The sequence below is a fragment of the Microbacterium maritypicum genome, assembly GCF_041529975.1.
Lineage (GTDB): Bacteria > Actinomycetota > Actinomycetes > Actinomycetales > Microbacteriaceae > Microbacterium.
Map to the genome: position 1 here is coordinate 1,543,648 of NZ_CP168030.1, position 15,257 is coordinate 1,558,904.

The following is a 15,257-nucleotide window of genomic DNA, read 5'->3' on the forward strand; positions in this document are numbered from 1 at the left end:
GATGCGGGAGCTCGAGCCGGTCCGCCTGGCCGAGCTGACCACGCTGCGCACGGGCGCCGCGCCCGAGCGGATGCAGGAGGCGACGACGACCGCCGGTCTGATCGAGGCACTGCGCGACACCTGGGCCCGCGGTGACGAGTGGTTCGTCCTCGGTGGCGGTTCCAACCTCTTCGTCGGCGACGAGCCCTTCGAGGGCACCGTCATCCGCGTGCGCACCGAGGGGATCGAAGAGATTCCTTCGCCGCACCCGGGTCGCATCCGTCTGCGCGCGCAGGCCGGGCACTCCTGGGACGACCTGGTCGCCTATGCGGTCGCGCACGGCTACGCCGGCCTCGAGGCCATGAGCGGGATCCCCGGCACGGTCGGCGCGTCCCCCGTGCAGAACATCGGCGCATACGGACAGGAGATCCAGGAGACGCTGGTCGAGGTCGAGTTGATCGACGAGTCGACCGGCGTGGTCTCGACCGTTCCCGCGGCCGAGCTCGGATTGGGTTTCCGCACCTCCGTCCTCAAGCACCACCACGGCAGCGTGCCGCTGCGACGTGCCGTGATCCTCTCCGTCACCGTCGACCTGGCGATCGCCGGTGAGCGCGTGGTGCGCGGCGAGCAGCTGCGTCGGGCGCTCGGGCTGACCGATGAGACACCGGTTCCGCTGAGCTGGGTGCGCGAGCGCATCCTCTCGACCCGCGCGTCGAAGGGCATGCTGCTCGACGACGCCGACCCCGACACCCACGGCGTCGGCTCGTTCTTCCAGAACGCGATCGTGACGGCCGCGGTGGCAGGCGCACTGCCGCCGGAGTGCCCGCGCTGGCCGGTGGCGCCCGATCTGGATGCCGTGACCGTGATCCCGCTCGCTTCCTACGACGGGCAGGTGCCGCTGTCGAAGCCGACGACCGTCTCCGACGTGAAGGTCAGCGCAGCCTGGCTGATCGAGCAGGCGGGCATCCGCAAGGGGTTCAAGCTTCCGCGCTCGCGCGCTTCGGTCTCGACCAAGCATGCGCTGGCGCTCACGAACCGCGGCGGCGCGACCGCGGGCGAGGTCGCCGAGCTCGCGCGGTTCATCCAGAGCCGGGTCCACGCCGAGTTCGGTCTCGTGCTGCAGCCGGAGCCGGTGCTGGTCGGCGTCGACCTGTAGGGCGATCGTCCTGTGGGGCGTCGTCGGTCGCGGCTACACTCGCGGCATGAGCGGACTGATCCCGTACCTGCTGTTTCCCGGCAACGCCGCAGAGGCGCTGCGTCACTACCGCTCGGTGTTCGGCGGTGAACTGCAGCTGCTCGACTACGCCACGGCGGGCCGGCGTGACGGACCCGGCGATGCCGTCGCGCACGGCCAGCTGAGCGGGCCGGTCGAGCTCGCCGGCGCCGATGCCGGAGCCGACGACGACGCCGTGCAGATGAGCGGCATGTTCCTCTCACTCCTCGGCACGGCGGATGCGCTGACCCTCACCGGCTGGTACGACAAGCTCGCGGCCGACGGCCGAGTGATCGACGCCCTGCAGAAGCGCCCGTGGGGAGACTTCGACGGCACGCTCGTCGACCGCTACGGCATCCGCTGGCTGATCGGCTTCCAGCCCGAGGACTGATCACGCCGCGAAACCCGAAGGCCCCCTCCCGTCTGTCGACAGGAGGGGGCCTTCGGTACGAGCGGGGTCAGGCGAACAGGCGCTGCAGGCGCTGCACGCCCTCGAGCAGCTGGTCGTCGCCGAGGGCGTACGACATGCGGATGTAGCCCGAGGGGCCGAAGGCCTCGCCGGGGACGACCGCGACCTCGGCCTGGTCGAGGATGAGGTCGGCGAGCTCGAGCGAGGTGGTCGGCGTCACGCCGCCCCAGGTGCGACCGAGCAGACCCTGCACGTCGGGGTACACGTAGAACGCGCCGAGCGGGTTCGGAACCACGAGGCCGTCGATCTTCGACAGCTCCGACACGATGAGCTGGCGACGGCGGTCGAATGCCTGGCGGAACTGTTCGGCCTCGTCCTGCGGTCCGTTGAGGGCGGCGATGGCGGCCCTCTGTGCGACGTTGTTCACGTTGCTCGACAGGTGCGACTGCAGGTTGCCGGCGACCTTGATGGCGTCGGCCGGGCCCACCATCCAGCCCACGCGCCAGCCGGTCATGGCGTAGGTCTTGGCGACGCCGTTGACGAGGATCGTCTGCCCGGCGACCTCGGGCACGGCCTCGACGATCGAGGTGGCCTTGACGCCCTCGTAGGTGAGGTTCTGGTAGATCTCGTCGCTGATGATCCAGATCCCGTGCTCGAGTGCCCACTCGCCGATGGCGCGGGTCTCCTCGGCCGTGTAGACCGAGCCGGTGGGGTTCGAGGGCGACACGAACACGAGCGCGGTGGTGCGGGCGGTACGAGCGGCCTCGAGCTGCGCGACCGTGACCTTGTACTCCTGGTCGGCGCCGGCGAACACCTCGACCGGGGTGCCGTCAGCGAGGCGGATGGCTTCGGGGTAGGTGGTCCAGTACGGCGCGGGCAGCAGGACCTCGTCACCCGGGTTCACCACGGCCTGGAAGGCCTGGTAGACGGACTGCTTGCCGCCGTTGGTGACGATGACCTGGCTGGGGGAGACCTCGAGACCGGAGTCACGCAGCGTCTTCGCGGCGATCGCCTCGCGCAGTGCCGGAAGACCCGGAGCGGGCGTGTACCGGTAGCTCGCCGGGTCGGCCAGCGCCTCGGCTGCGGCATCCACGATGAACTGCGGCGTCGCGAAGTCGGGCTCGCCGGCGGCGTACGAGATGACGTCCTTGCCTTCGGCCTTGAGGGCCTTGGCCTTGGCGTCGACCTTGAGGGTCGCGGACTCGGCGATGGCGGACAGCTTGCGGGAGAGAGGAGCGCGTTCGGTCACGACTACGAGCGTACTCGGCTCGATGCGGTGGGAGCGGTGTGGGATATCGCCAAGATCCGAGGTTCTTTCGGGTTCGGAAGGTCAGCGGGCGGCGAGCCCGTGCGCCTGGGCGACGGCCGGGAGCGTGATGCGTCCGCCCTGCACGTTCAGACCCGCGGCCAGCGCCGCGTCTTCGGAGGCCGCGCGCTCCCAGCCCTTGCCGGCGATCGCCGAGACGTAGGGGAGGGTCGCGTTCGTCAGTGCGCGGGTCGCGGTCTCGGGAACCGCGCCAGGCATGTTCGCGACGCAGTAATAGATCGAGTCGTGGACGGCGAACGTGGGGTCGTCGTGCGTGGTCGGGCGCGAGCCCTCGAAGCATCCGCCCTGGTCGATCGCGATGTCGACGAGCACGGAGCCGGGCTTCATAGCGGCGACCATGTCGTCTGTCACGAGCTTGGGGGCCGCGGCACCGGGGATGAGCACGGAGCCGATCACGAGGTCGGCGGCCTTGAGCTCTTCGGCGATGTCGTAGCGACTCGAGGCGCGGGTCTCCAGCGCTCCGCCGTAGCGGTGCTCGAGTTCGCGCAGACGCGGCAGCGAGACGTCGACCACGGTCACCTTCGATCCGAGACCGAGCGCGTTCGCGGCGGCGTGCTCTCCGGCGACGCCGCCTCCGATCACGACGGTCTTGGCGCGCGGAGTGCCGGCGATACCGCCCAGCAGCATCCCGCGTCCTCCTTGCGAGCGCAGCAGCGAGTGCGAGCCCATCACGACCGAGAGCCGCCCGGCGATCTCGCTCATCGGCACGAGCAGCGGCAGGCTGCGGTCGGGCAGCTGCACGGTCTCGTAGGCCACGGCGGTGGTCCCGGCCTCCACGAGCGCCGTGGTCAGGGCGCGGTCAGCGGCGAGGTGCAGGTAGGTGAACAGGGTGAGGTCCTCGCGCAGGAACCCGTACTCCTGCGCGATCGGCTCCTTGACCTTGATGACGAGGTCGGTGTCGCCCCAGGCCTCGGCGGCGGTCGCCACGATCTCGGCGCCGGCGGCGCGGTAGTCGTCGTCCGTGATGCGCGAGCCGAGGCCCGCGCCGGACTGCACGAGCACCCGATGTCCCTCGTGCACCAGCCGGTCGGCGCCGGCGGGCGTGAGGGACACGCGGTTCTCGTTGTTCTTGACCTCGGTGGGGACGCCGATCTTCATTGATCCTCCTGGGTTGATGCGGTGCGGCACCAGGATCGCAGAAACATCGATGGAACAACAGAATCACTGAAGATGATTCGTGAAGACGCGCCATCGTGAATAATGCTTCGTATGGAGACGACTTCAGGAGCCTCGGAGCCGAACAGCGTTCGGGCGCCCGCCCTCGACGCGATCGACGCGCGGATCGTGCAGCTGATGACGGCCGACGGGCGTATGACCAACGCCGAGCTCGCCGGTCGCCTCGGCGTCGCGCCCTCGACCGCGCACACCCGGCTGCGGGCTCTCGTCGACCGCGGCGTGATCACGGGGTTCCATGCGAGTGTGGACGAGCGGATGCTCGGAGCCGGGCTCCAGGCCGTGATCGGCGTCACGCTGCGCCCGAGCGGACGGCGCGAGAGCATCGTCGAGTTCGCGGACCGTGTGCGGGTGCTGCCGCAGGTGATCCAGGTCTTCTTCCTCGGAGGTGACGACGACTTCCTGCTGCACATCGCGGTCGCCGACTCGTCCGAGATGCGCGAGTTCGTGCTCGAGCATCTCTCGGCCCAGAGCAGCGTCGCCTCCACTCGCACGAGCATCGTGTTCGACTATCACCGCAACTCGGTCGCGGCGTCGTTCCGCTGACGCGGGAAGAGGCCCCGCTCAGCGGCCTCCGAGGAGGGTCGCCAACCGGAGTACGGCTTCTTCGACGAGAGTGTCGTCGAGGTTGCCGTAGCCGAGCACCAGGGAATCCGGATGCCGGTCGCGGACCTCGTAGCGGGCCAACGGTGTGAGCGCCAGGCCCGCTGCAGCCCCTGCTGCGGTGATGTCGGTGGAGGATGAGCCGGTGGGCACGGCCAGCACCAGATGCATCCCCGCGGCGATGCCGGTCACGGTCAGCTCGGGCAGGGCGCGTTCGAGCGCGTCGAGCAGCCGCTGCCGCCGGCGACGGAACCGGGTGCGGGACGAGCGCAGGTGCCGTTCGAGGTCACCGCGCGTGAGGAACTCCGCGAGGGCGGCCTGGTCGATGAGGGAGGGCGGAGCCGTCGAGACCGGGGAAGCGATGTCCGGCGGGAGCAGCATCCATCCGAGCCCCAGCGCGGGTGACACCGACTTCGACAGCGAGCCGACGAGCGCGACGCGGTCCGGCGCGAGGCGCTGCAGGGCGGGGACGGGTCGGCGGTCGTAGCGGAACTCGGCGTCGTAGTCGTCCTCGATCACCAGCGCGTCCCGATCCCGGGCCCAGCGCACCAGTTCTTCGCGGCGGGCGGGAGCGAGTGCCGCGCCGAGGGGGAACTGGTGGGCGGGAGTCACAAGGGCGGCCCCGGCCCCGGTGCGGGATGCGAGCGCGCGCAGCTGCTCGGTGTCGATGCCGTCGTCGTCCACGGGCACCGGAACCGGATGCAGACCGTTCTCCTCCGCGACTGCGCGCAACCGCGGCCAACTCGGGTCCTCGACGAGGATCGTCCGGTGGCCGCGGCGGTGCAGCTCGCGGGCGAGCATTCCCATGCTGTCGGTGGCGCCGTGGGTGATCGTGATCCGGGTGGGGTCGGCGACGGCGTGCCGCGAGCGTGAGAGGTACGCGGCGACCGCATCGCGCGCCGGTGCGTAACCATACGGGTGAGCGGCGGCGAGATCGTGGTCGGGGAGCGCAGCGAGGGCCGCGCGCAACGCGGCTGACCAGCGTGACCTCGGAGTCGCCCGCAGGTCGGGGATGCCGGGACGCAGGTCGTACCGTGTGGGCGGGCCGGCCACGAGGGCGACGGAAGAGGGCGTGCGCGGTGTCCGCAGCGGAGCCCCGCTCTGCTCGGCCACACGGGTGGCCGAACCGGTCCTCGCCTCCAGCACCCCCTCGGCCACCAGCTGTCCGTATGCCTCGGTCACGACCCACCGGGAGACGCCGAGCGTCTCCGCGAGGGTGCGGCTGGGCGGCACAGCGGCGCCGGAGGAGAGCCGGCCCTCGTCGATCGCGCGGCGCAGCGCGGTCTCCACGCGGTCCCGCAGAGGCGGGGCAGCGTCGGAGCCGCGCGTCTCGTCGAGGTCGAGGAGTGTCTCCCATACGAGAATCGGTCTGGTGTTCTGCATCGTGATTGGAGTGTATCCCCGAGCCGATCTGTTTCTACGGTGGAGCCATCCCCCGAGAAAGGAACACCATGCAGTACCGCACCCTCTCCGATGGCCGCACCGCGTTCGACGTCTCGACGCTGTGCCTGGGAGCCATGAACTTCGGTACCCGTACCGACGGGGACACGTCACGCGCCATCCTCGACCGGTTCGTGGAGGCGGGCGGCACCTTCATCGACACCGCCAACAACTACAGTCTCTGGGCGGGCGGCCACGGCCGCGAGAGCGAAGACCTGCTCGGTCGTTGGATGAGGGATCGCGGCAACCGCGACGCGCTCCGCATCGCCACCAAGCTCGGTGCCGCGCAGAAGGACCCGTCGAAGCCGCTGTCGAACACCCCGCCGACGAACTTCGAGGGACTCTCCGCCGAGGTCATCCGCCGGCAGGCCCCGGAGAGCGCCCGGCACCTCGGCATCGACCACATCGACGTGCTCTACGGCCACGTGGACGACCGCGATGTGGCTCTGACCGAGACGGTCGGCGCCTTCGGCGAGCTCCAGGAAGAAGGGCTCGTCGTCATCACCGGAATCTCCAACGTGCCGACCTGGCGCGTGGTCGAGGCGCGAGAGGAGGCGCGGCGGCAGAGCATCGCGCCCTATGGAGTGGTGCAGCAGCAGTACAGCTATCTGTACCCCGCGCCGCGCATCGGGCGGAACAACTTCGTCACGCCCGACCTGCTCGACTATGCGGCATCCACCGGCACGCCCGAGCGTCCGCAGCTCGCCATCACCGTGTACTCGCCGTTGCACCAGGGTGGGATCGCGCGTCTCGACAAGCCGCTGTGGGGTGGGGTCGATCACCCGACCAGCCACGCCCGCCGCGCGCTGCTGCACGAGGTCGCGGCGGAGATCGGCGCGACGCCGAACCAGGTCGCGCTCGCCTGGCTCCTCGGTGCGGAGGTCCCCGTGATCCCCGTCGTCGGGGTCTCTTCCCTCGAGCAGCTGGAAGAGTCGCTGGGCGCTGCCGACCTGGTGCTGGACGACGAGGTGCGCGCGCGCCTCGACGCCGAACCGAGTGACATGCGCTGAGCGGTCGGGTGGATCAGGCTCCGTAGGAGGCCGGCAGCGAGCAGTAGTCGGCGAACCGCCGCACCGGATGCGCGGGGTCGCTCACATCGACGATCGACCCCGCGACCGTGTGCGGCGGCTCGTCGCCGGCCAGCTGCCACACCGCGTAGTTCCACATGCCCCTCGTGCGCTCGCCGAGCAGACCGGCCGGCCCCGAGGCGAGCAGGATGCCCTCGCTCTTCGGGTCTTCGCGGAAAGCGGTGACCGTCGCGCGCACCCCGGCTTCGTCACCCTCGGGCGAGTGCTCGCGGCGAACCGGCTGCCCCGCCTTCGTCAGCGCGGCCGCGAGGTCGTCGGCCGCCTGTCGCGAGCGCTCGGCATCTGCTCCGGCGACCGCGAGCAGCCGTCGGCCGCGCGGGTAGAAGTGCAGGAACTCGGAGGCGATGTCCGCCCAGACGTCGGTCATGCCTCCAGGCTACGCCCGCCTGTCGGCACCGGCTCCGGACGCGGAAGAGCCCCCGAGCGCGGCATCGGCCGCGGTCGGGGGCTCTTGCGTGCGCTCAGTCCTCGTCGACCAGGAACCGGCTGTAGGCGCCCAGCGTGAGGAAGGTCGGGAACTCCTCCTGCAGGGCGACCTCGCGGAAGATCTCCGCCGCGTCGTCGTACCGGTCGCCGTGGCTGCGCGTCGCCTGTGCGAGCACCTGCGTGATCAGTCCCTCGATGTACTCCGCCGTGATGGGGGTGCCGTCCTGTGTCGTCCGGTCCTGGTGGATCCACTGCCACACCTGCGAGCGGCTGATCTCGGCCGTCGCGGCATCCTCCATCAGGTTGTCGATCGCGACCGCGCCGAGTCCGCGCAGCCAGGCCTCCAGGTAGCGGATGGCGACCGACACGTTGTCCCGCACACCCTGCGCCGTGATCGGCCGACCGATGTGCAGGTCGAGCAGATCGCGGGCCTCGACGTGCACGTCGTCGCGCTGGCGGTCGACCTGGTTGGGGCGGTCGCCCAGCACCGCGTCGAACTCCGCCTGAGCCGTGGGGATCAGGTCGGGGTGGGCCACCCAGGTGCCGTCGAAGCCGTCGCCCGCCTCGCGCCTCTTGTCGGCCGTGACCTTCTCGATCGCGCGGGCCGTCACCTCGGGGTCGCGGCGGTTGGGGATGAACGCGCTCATGCCGCCGATCGCGAAGGCTCCGCGCTTGTGGCAGGTCTGCACGAGCAGGTCGGTGTACGCCCGCATGAACGGCACCGTCATCGTCACCTCGCTGCGGTCGGGGAGCACGAAGCGCGCTCCGCGGCCGCGGTAGTTCTTGATGATCGAGAAGATGTAGTCCCAGCGGCCGGCGTTCAACCCCGCGCAGTGGTCGCGCAGCTCGTACAGGATCTCGTCCATCTCGAACGCGGCCGGCAGGGTCTCGATCAGCACCGTCGCGCGGATAGTGCCGTGCGGGATGCCGATGTACTCCTCGCTGAACGAGAAGACGTCGTCCCACAGCTTCGCCTCCTCGCTCGACTCGAGCTTGGCGATGTAGAAGTAGGGGCCGCGGCCGCCGTCGATCAGTGCCTGCGCGTTGTGCAGGAAGTAGAGGCCGAAGTCGACGAGGGAACCGGATGTCGACGTGCGACGACCGGCGCGGTCGATGAAGGCGATGTGCTTCTCGGGCAGGTGCCACCCGCGCGGACGCATCACGATCGTGGGCGTGCGCTCGGCCGTGACCCGGTACTCCTTCCCTTCCGGGGAGGTGAAGGACAGCTCGCCGCGGATTGCATCTCGCAGCGACAGCTGACCCTCGATCACGTTCTTCCAGGTCGGGCTCGTGGCATCCTCCTGGTCGGCGAGCCACACGCGGGCCCCGGAGTTGAGGGCGTTGATCGTCATCTTCGGGTCGGTCGGCCCGGTGATCTCGATGCGGCGGTCGTCGAGACCGGGACCGGCACCGGCGACCCGCCAGTCGCGGTCCTCGCGGATGTGTGCCGTGTCTTCGCGGAAGCGCGGGTCGTGCCCGTTGCCGATCTCGAAGCGGCGGCGCATCCGGTCGGCCAGCCGGTCGTGACGGCGGGAGGCGAACCGGTGGTGCAGCTCGGTGAGGAAGGCGATGGCCTCGGGGGTGAGGATCTCCTCGTAGCGGTCGCGGATGGGTCCGGTGACCTCGATCGCCGGGCCCTGCTGGGTCGTCTGGATCGGAGCCGTGGTCGGGGGAGCGGTGGGAATGGTCATGATCGTGAGTCCTTCAGTTGGTGTCGAACGATGCGACAAGAGGGCCACGCGCGGAGGGGCGTGGGGATCAGTGGAACTGCGAGGCTTCGGTGGAGCCGGCGAGGGCGAGCGTCGCGCTGTCGGGGTTGAGCGCGGTGGAGATGACGTCGAAGTAGCCGGTGCCCGCCTCGCGCTGGTGCTTGGTGGCGGTATAGCCGTGGGCTTCGGCGGCGAACTCGGCTTCCTGAAGCTCGACGTAGGCGCTCATGGCGCGATCGGCGTAGCCGCGGGCGAGGTCGAACATCGAGTGGTTCAGGGCGTGGAAGCCGGCGAGCGTGATGAACTGGAACTTGTAGCCCAGGTCAGCCAACTCCTGCTGGAACGTCGCGATCTCGGCGTCGGACAGGTGCTTCTTCCAGTTGAAACTCGGAGAGCAGTTGTAGGCCAGGAGCTTACCCGGGAACTGCGCGTGGATTGCTGCTGCGAAGTTGCGCGCGAGCTCGATGTCCGGCTCGCCCGTCTCCACCCACAGCAGGTCGGCATAGGGGGCGAACGCCAGACCACGGCTGATGACCGATTCGAGTCCCGGCTCGATCCGGTAGAAACCCTCCGTCGTGCGCTCGCCGGTGGTGAACTGCTGGTCGCGTTCGTCGACGTCGCTGGTGAGCAGGTCGGCGGCGAGGGCATCCGTGCGGGCGATGATCACGGTCGGCACGCCCGCGACGTCCGCCGCGAGCCTGGCCGCGTTCAGGGTGCGGATGTGCTGCTGGGTCGGCACGAGCACCTTGCCTCCGAGGTGGCCGCACTTCTTCTCGCTGGCCAGCTGGTCCTCCCAGTGGATGCCGGCGGCGCCGGACTGGATGAGCGACTGTGCGAGCTCGTACGCGTTCAGCGGTCCCCCAAAGCCGGCCTCGGCGTCGGCGACGATCGGTGCGAGCCAGTCCTGCGTGATCTCGCCTTCGGCATGCTCGAGCTGGTCCTGGCGGATGAGGGCGTTGTTGATGCGGCGAACCACCGCCGGGACCGAGTTCGCGGGGTACAGCGACTGGTCGGGGTAGGTCTGGCCGGCGAGGTTGCCGTCGGCAGCGACCTGCCACCCCGAGAGGTAGATGGCTTTCAGTCCTGCCCGCACCTGCTGCACGGCCTGACCGCCGGTGTAGGCGCCGAGCGCCCGGACGTAGTCCTCGGTGTGCAGGAGGTTCCAGAGGTTCTCGGCGCCGCGGTGGGCGAGGGTCGACTCTTCGCGGACCGAGCCACGGATGCGGATGACGTCTTCTGCCGAGTAGGTGCGCTCGACGCCGTCCCAGCGGGGATCGGTATCCCAGATCTCCTGGAGCTCGGCGGCCGTCTGAACCTGGTCGCCGGCTCGCAGACCGGCGGGGCGGGGCGTCGGGGTGTGGGCGGTGTTCGTCATGGTGTCTCCTCGGTGGATCCGGCGGCTGTGCCGGTGTGGCGTGGTTCCACTGTGCGTGAAGATCGGGACATCGAACCGCCGATACCGGAGAGAAGATCGATCGAAATTCTGTTTCTGTGACAGAATCTGCCGCATGAGCACCATCGACGCTGCAGAAGAGACCGACGCCCTCACGATCGGTCGCCGCATCCGCCGGCTCCGCACGGCGAAGGGCATGACGCTCGACGACCTCGCCTCCGCCGTCGATCGGGCGCCGAGTCAGATGTCGATGATCGAGACCGGCAAGCGCGAACCCAAGCTCACGCAACTGCAGGCGATCGCCCGCGCCCTGGGTGTGACGATCGACGCCCTGCTCGAGGGCGAGCCGCTCGACGAGCGCAGTGCCGTCGAGATCGCCCTGGAGCGCGCGATGAAGGGGCAGACGTTCCAGGCCCTGGGCATCGAGCCGTTCCGCATCGCGAAGAGTCTGCCGACCGATGCGCTGAAGGCCCTGCTCGCGCTGCACGGGGAGATCGACCGGCTCAGGGACGAGCGGGCCGCGACGCCGGAGGAGGCCAGGCGGGCGAACGTCGAGCTGCGGCACCTGATGCGCAGACAGGACAACCACTTCGCCGACCTCGAGGCCAAGGCTGCCGAGATCCTCGCCGCGGTCGGCCACCCCGGCGGCCCTCTGACACAGCGCACCGCATCCGAGATCGCGGCCTACCTCGGCTTCACCCTGCATTACGCGCCAGACCTGCCGCAGACCACCCGCAGTGTCGCCGATCTCGCGAACGGTCGGCTGTACCTGTCGAGCAGCGTGCCCGCGAAGGGCGATGCTCGCACCGCGGTGCTGCAGGCGCTGTCGAGCCGCATCCTCGGGCACTCCGAGCCGCGCAGCTATGCCGAGTTCCTGCGGCAGCGCGTCGAGACCAACTACCTCACGGGCGCCCTCCTCATCCCGGAGGCGCATGTCGTGCCCGCGTTGAGGGATGCCAAGCAGCGGCGGGCGATCTCGATCGAAGACCTCCGCGATGCGTATTCGGTGTCGTACGAGACGGCCGCGCACCGCTTCACGAACCTCGCGACACGTCACCTCGACATCCCGGTGCACTTCCTGAAGGTGCATGAGTCGGGCACGATCACCAAGGCGTACGAGAACGACGACGTGAACTTCCCGACCGACCGCCTCGGCGCCATCGAGGGGCAGATGTGCTGCCGCCGGTGGACCTCGCGCGTGGTGTTCGACGAGGACGACCGCTTCAACCCGTACTACCAATACACCGACACCGGCAACGGCACGTACTGGTGCACGGCGCGGGTCGAGTCCTCGAGCGAGGGGCTGCACTCGGTGAGCGTTGGTGTGCGCTTCGACGACACCAAGTGGTTCGTGGGGAGGGACACCCCGCACCGCGGCGTCTCGAAGCACTCGGTCGAGGTGTGCTGCCGCCGGGCTCCCGCCGAGTTGGAAGACCGCTGGCGGGAGAACTCCTGGCCGAACGTGAAGACGCCGCGCACGCTGCTCGCGACGCTGCCGACCGGCGCGTTCCCCGGGGTCGACACGACTGATGTGTACGAGTTCCTGGAGGCGCACGCGCCGCAGTGAGTTCAGAGAGTCCCCGCTGTTTCGTCAAAAGTTAGTTTCATCTTGCTTAGTCAATCTTGACTATGTTACTTTCGACGAGCCATCAATGACGAACGGCCGAGAAGGGACCCTCATGGCTACTTCCTCTGCGGAAACCCGATTCCGCATCACTGCCACCCTGACGTGCGTTCTCGCCGCCACGCTGACGCTCGGAGCATGCTCCGCGCAGACGCCAGGCGGCGATACCGCCCCCACGAGTGCGAGCGACACCGACGCCTGCAAGCGCAATCAGGATGCCGGCACCATCACCTACATCTCCGGCTACGGCTACTCCGCCAGCGCCGGACAGCTCGACGTGTTCCTCGCCGAGGAGCTGGGCTATTTCGACGACCTCTGCCTCGATGTCGAGATCAACGCCTCCGGTGCGAACGGGCAGCAGCTCGTGGCATCCGGTCAGGCGCAGTTCACGGCGCTCGGCTCCGCATCCGACGTGATGCTGGCCGCGGCGAACAGCAAGAACCTCACGGCCGTCGCCACCTACGGCACCACCCCGCCGTTCTCCATCTTCGGTAACGAGAAGCTCGACAGCCTCAAGGATCTCGAGGGGGGATCGCTCGGGTACTTCATCAACCTGACCCCGATCGCCTCGGCCATGCTCGACGAGGCCGGCGTCGATGTCTCGAAGGTCGAGATGGTCAAGATGACCAACTACGACCCGACGGTCGTGGTGCGCGAGCAGGTCGATGCGATCGTCGGCTACGCCTCGAACCAGCCGCAGTCGCTCAAGGCGCAGGACCTGCCGTTCAGCGAGTTCCTCCCCTCCGACCTCGGCGTCGAGGGCACGTACAACGTGATGGAGGTCAATTCCCGCTTCCTCGACGAGCACCGCGAGGTCGCCGCCGACTTCATGCGGGCGAGCCTCAAGGCGCTGCAGTACTGCCTCGACGAGTCGGATGCCTGCATCGACAAGCTCGCGAAGCTGGCCGAGGACAACAACCAGGGCGCCGCGTTCCCGCGCGACCAGCTGGCCCGCACCTGGGAGGTGGAGTCCGCCTGGGTCCGCGAGAGCGCCGGTGGCAACCCCGGTGTGCAGAACGAGTCGATGTGGGAGCCGGAGTACGCGCTCGTCGAGAAGTACGGCGACGTCAAGGACCTGCCCGCGATCGCCGACATGATGGACGCCGATCTCGTCGCCGACCTCTACGACGGCGACACCCTCATCTGGCAGGCCGAGTGATGTCGGTCGCACAGGGAGCAGGCGTCGAAGTCAGGAACGTCTCGAAGTCCTTCGGCGTCGACGGCGCGAAGGTCACCGTGCTCGACGACGTGAGTCTCACGATCGGCATGGGCGAGTTCGTGTCGGTGATCGGTCCGAGCGGCTGTGGCAAGTCCACGCTGCTCAAGGTGGTCGCCGGTCTCCTCGACGCCGACTCGGGCACCGTCACGATCGACGGCGAGAGCGTCACCGCGGCCTCGCGCGACAAGAAGATCGGCCTCGTGCCGCAGTCGCCCGCGCTGTTGCCGTGGAAGACCGTGCGCGAGAACGTCGAACTGCCGGTGCGCATCAACGCCAAGGCGAACTCCGGGCGAGCGCTGCGCGACCCCGCGGAGCTGCTGGCGACCTTCGGCCTCGGTCAGGCGATGACGAAGTACCCCGGTCAGCTGTCCGGCGGCATGCAGCAGCGTGCCGCGATCGCCAGGGCGTTCGTGTTCGACCCGGCCATCATGCTGATGGACGAGCCGTTCTCGGCGCTCGACGAGATGAACCGTGACCTGCAGCGCATCGCCCTGCTGGAGTTCTGGCAGTCCAACCGCAAGGCCGTCATGTTCGTCACGCACTCCGTGCCGGAGGCGATCATGCTCTCCGACCGCATCGTGGTGATGGCCGCCCACCCGGGGCGCATCGCCCAGGTGATCGACGTGAACCTGCCGCGGCCGCGCGACGAGCAGTCGTATGCCACGGAGGAGTTCCGCGAGATGGAAGCAGTCGTGCGCGATGCGCTGCGTGCGCAGACGGAGAAGGCCCATGTCTGAGCTGACGATGAGAGACACGACCGCGACCCTCGCGACCGCCCGCCTGAAGGCCCAGCCGCGCCGTGGCGTCCCGACCTGGCTGCGCTGGGGGTCGTGGGGACCCACCCTGATCACGTTCGTGATCGCCGCGCTGCTCTGGCAGGTCGTGGCCTGGACCAACCCGTACGTGCTCCCGACGCTGGAGGCGATCGGCGGCAGCCTCGTCGACGACGCCGGCATGTACTGGTCGAACTTCCTCGTCACGCTGCTCGAAGTGGTGGTCGGAGCCTCCGCCGGCATCCTCGCCGGTTTCCTGCTGGCCGTGGTCATGGCCGAGTTCCAGATCATCGAGCGGGCCGTGATGCCGCTCGTGATCATCGTGATGGTGACCCCGATCGTGGCGATCGCCCCGGCGCTGGTCGTGGCCTTCGGGTTCGGCATGGTGCCGAAGTTCATCGTGACGGGGCTCGTGGTCTTCTTCCCGATGCTCGTGAACTCGCTGGCGGGTCTGCGCGACGTCGACCAGAAGGCGCTCGACGTCTTCAAGACGCTGCATGCCTCGCGGTGGGAGATCTTCCGGGAACTGCGCTTCCCCGGCAGCATGCCCTATGTGTTCGCGGGTCTCCGCATCGCCCTGCCGCTCGCCGTCGTCGGCGCCGCGGTCGCCGAGTTCGTGGCAGCGGGACAGCAGGCCGGTCTCGGCTCGCTCGTCACCACCTCCGCCGCCCAGGCGAACCTGCCGGTCACCTGGGCCAGCATCGCCCTGCTGTGCCTGCTCGGTGTGCTGCTGATCATCGTCCTCGCCCTGGTGCGCAAGCGCGTGCTCTGGTGGAGCGACGGCGAGGTCACGGCCAAGGGCTGACACGGCATCCGGATCCCGGGGCGGGCGCTCCACCCGCCCCGGGGTTCCTCCGGCGTGCCCGGAACCACTCGAGAAC

General features: G+C 69.2%; 14 protein-coding genes. 8 read left to right on the plus strand and 6 right to left on the minus strand.

Annotated elements, in window-relative coordinates:
* Nucleotide 1 precedes the first annotated feature (1 nt).
* Together ACCO44_RS07580 and ACCO44_RS07585 are read left to right on the plus strand one after the other, a co-directional pair.
* Nucleotides 2-1,135 carry a UDP-N-acetylmuramate dehydrogenase gene (locus ACCO44_RS07580; protein ID WP_372469131.1) on the plus strand — a complete coding sequence of 378 codons (1,134 nt, stop codon included), beginning with the start codon at nt 2-4 and terminating at the stop codon, nt 1,133-1,135.
* 46 nt (nt 1,136-1,181) lie between these two features.
* Nucleotides 1,182-1,583 carry a VOC family protein gene (locus ACCO44_RS07585; RefSeq protein ID WP_029260961.1) on the plus strand — a complete coding sequence of 134 codons (402 nt, stop codon included), beginning with the start codon at nt 1,182-1,184 and terminating at the stop codon, nt 1,581-1,583.
* A 67-nt stretch (nt 1,584-1,650) separates the two neighbouring features.
* Here ACCO44_RS07585 and ACCO44_RS07590 read toward each other — a convergent pair whose 3' ends face one another.
* Together ACCO44_RS07590 and ald are read right to left on the minus strand one after the other, a co-directional pair.
* The gene (locus ACCO44_RS07590) at nt 1,651-2,850 is read right to left on the minus strand and encodes a pyridoxal phosphate-dependent aminotransferase (RefSeq protein ID WP_372469132.1); all 1,200 of its coding nucleotides are present in this window, start codon (nt 2,848-2,850) and stop codon (nt 1,651-1,653) included.
* A gap of 81 nt (nt 2,851-2,931) precedes the next feature.
* Nucleotides 2,932-4,026, minus strand: coding sequence for an alanine dehydrogenase (ald, locus tag ACCO44_RS07595; RefSeq protein WP_372469133.1), 1,095 nt, complete (start codon nt 4,024-4,026; stop codon nt 2,932-2,934).
* A 102-nt stretch (nt 4,027-4,128) separates the two neighbouring features.
* Between ald and ACCO44_RS07600 the strand changes: the two genes are divergently transcribed.
* A complete protein-coding gene (locus tag ACCO44_RS07600) occupies nt 4,129-4,647 on the plus strand; it encodes an Lrp/AsnC family transcriptional regulator (protein ID WP_029260964.1) in 519 nt (172 codons plus the stop codon).
* Between the two features lie 18 nt (nt 4,648-4,665).
* Here the strand turns inward: ACCO44_RS07600 and ACCO44_RS07605 are convergent, their stop codons facing one another.
* Entirely contained in the window at nt 4,666-6,087 is a 1,422-nt protein-coding gene (locus ACCO44_RS07605) for a PLP-dependent aminotransferase family protein (protein ID WP_372469134.1), read from the minus strand.
* 68 nt (nt 6,088-6,155) lie between these two features.
* Here ACCO44_RS07605 and ACCO44_RS07610 point away from each other — a divergent pair, with 68 nt between their 5' ends.
* Nucleotides 6,156-7,154: an aldo/keto reductase gene (locus ACCO44_RS07610; RefSeq protein WP_372469135.1), complete on the plus strand. Its 999-nt coding sequence runs from the start codon at nt 6,156-6,158 to the stop codon at nt 7,152-7,154.
* A 13-nt stretch (nt 7,155-7,167) separates the two neighbouring features.
* Here ACCO44_RS07610 and ACCO44_RS07615 read toward each other — a convergent pair whose 3' ends face one another.
* The 3 genes from ACCO44_RS07615 to aceA all read right to left on the minus strand — a co-directional run bounded on the left by ACCO44_RS07615 (nt 7,168) and on the right by aceA (nt 10,742).
* Nucleotides 7,168-7,599 carry a hypothetical protein gene (locus ACCO44_RS07615; RefSeq protein WP_372469136.1) on the minus strand — a complete coding sequence of 144 codons (432 nt, stop codon included), beginning with the start codon at nt 7,597-7,599 and terminating at the stop codon, nt 7,168-7,170.
* A 94-nt stretch (nt 7,600-7,693) separates the two neighbouring features.
* Nucleotides 7,694-9,349, minus strand: coding sequence for a malate synthase A (gene aceB / locus ACCO44_RS07620; RefSeq protein WP_372469137.1), 1,656 nt, complete (start codon nt 9,347-9,349; stop codon nt 7,694-7,696).
* 67 nt (nt 9,350-9,416) lie between these two features.
* Nucleotides 9,417-10,742: an isocitrate lyase gene (gene aceA, locus ACCO44_RS07625; RefSeq protein WP_372469138.1), complete on the minus strand. Its 1,326-nt coding sequence runs from the start codon at nt 10,740-10,742 to the stop codon at nt 9,417-9,419.
* Nucleotides 10,743-10,875: 133 nt separating this feature from the next.
* Here aceA and ACCO44_RS07630 point away from each other — a divergent pair, with 133 nt between their 5' ends.
* The 4 genes from ACCO44_RS07630 (at nt 10,876) to ACCO44_RS07645 (ending at nt 15,181) form a co-directional block, all read left to right on the plus strand.
* Nucleotides 10,876-12,327 carry a helix-turn-helix domain-containing protein gene (locus tag ACCO44_RS07630; protein ID WP_372469139.1) on the plus strand — a complete coding sequence of 484 codons (1,452 nt, stop codon included), beginning with the start codon at nt 10,876-10,878 and terminating at the stop codon, nt 12,325-12,327.
* Nucleotides 12,328-12,439: 112 nt separating this feature from the next.
* Nucleotides 12,440-13,543 carry an ABC transporter substrate-binding protein gene (locus tag ACCO44_RS07635; RefSeq protein ID WP_231481663.1) on the plus strand — a complete coding sequence of 368 codons (1,104 nt, stop codon included), beginning with the start codon at nt 12,440-12,442 and terminating at the stop codon, nt 13,541-13,543.
* Nucleotides 13,543-14,340: an ABC transporter ATP-binding protein gene (locus ACCO44_RS07640; RefSeq protein WP_029260972.1), complete on the plus strand. Its 798-nt coding sequence runs from the start codon at nt 13,543-13,545 to the stop codon at nt 14,338-14,340. Before ACCO44_RS07635 ends, ACCO44_RS07640 begins: the two co-directional genes overlap by 1 nt.
* On the plus strand, nt 14,333-15,181 hold the full coding sequence (locus tag ACCO44_RS07645) for an ABC transporter permease (protein ID WP_372469140.1): 849 nt from the start codon (nt 14,333-14,335) through the stop codon (nt 15,179-15,181). The genes ACCO44_RS07640 and ACCO44_RS07645 overlap by 8 nt, the downstream gene beginning before the upstream one ends.
* Nucleotides 15,182-15,257: the final 76 nt, after the last annotated feature.

Coding starts and splice junctions, on each gene's coding strand:
- ACCO44_RS07580 (WP_372469131.1), top strand. CDS start 2: ATGCGGGAGCTCGAGCCGGTCCGCCTGGCCGAGCTGACCACGCTGCGC.
- ACCO44_RS07585 (WP_029260961.1), top strand. CDS start 1,182: ATGAGCGGACTGATCCCGTACCTGCTGTTTCCCGGCAACGCCGCAGAG.
- ald (WP_372469133.1), bottom strand. CDS start 4,026: ATGAAGATCGGCGTCCCCACCGAGGTCAAGAACAACGAGAACCGCGTG.
- ACCO44_RS07600 (WP_029260964.1), top strand. CDS start 4,129: ATGCTTCGTATGGAGACGACTTCAGGAGCCTCGGAGCCGAACAGCGTT.
- ACCO44_RS07605 (WP_372469134.1), bottom strand. CDS start 6,087: ATGCAGAACACCAGACCGATTCTCGTATGGGAGACACTCCTCGACCTC.
- ACCO44_RS07610 (WP_372469135.1), top strand. CDS start 6,156: ATGCAGTACCGCACCCTCTCCGATGGCCGCACCGCGTTCGACGTCTCG.
- ACCO44_RS07615 (WP_372469136.1), bottom strand. CDS start 7,599: ATGACCGACGTCTGGGCGGACATCGCCTCCGAGTTCCTGCACTTCTAC.
- aceB (WP_372469137.1), bottom strand. CDS start 9,349: ATGACCATTCCCACCGCTCCCCCGACCACGGCTCCGATCCAGACGACC.
- aceA (WP_372469138.1), bottom strand. CDS start 10,742: ATGACGAACACCGCCCACACCCCGACGCCCCGCCCCGCCGGTCTGCGA.
- ACCO44_RS07630 (WP_372469139.1), top strand. CDS start 10,876: ATGAGCACCATCGACGCTGCAGAAGAGACCGACGCCCTCACGATCGGT.
- ACCO44_RS07635 (WP_231481663.1), top strand. CDS start 12,440: ATGGCTACTTCCTCTGCGGAAACCCGATTCCGCATCACTGCCACCCTG.
- ACCO44_RS07640 (WP_029260972.1), top strand. CDS start 13,543: ATGTCGGTCGCACAGGGAGCAGGCGTCGAAGTCAGGAACGTCTCGAAG.
- ACCO44_RS07645 (WP_372469140.1), top strand. CDS start 14,333: ATGTCTGAGCTGACGATGAGAGACACGACCGCGACCCTCGCGACCGCC.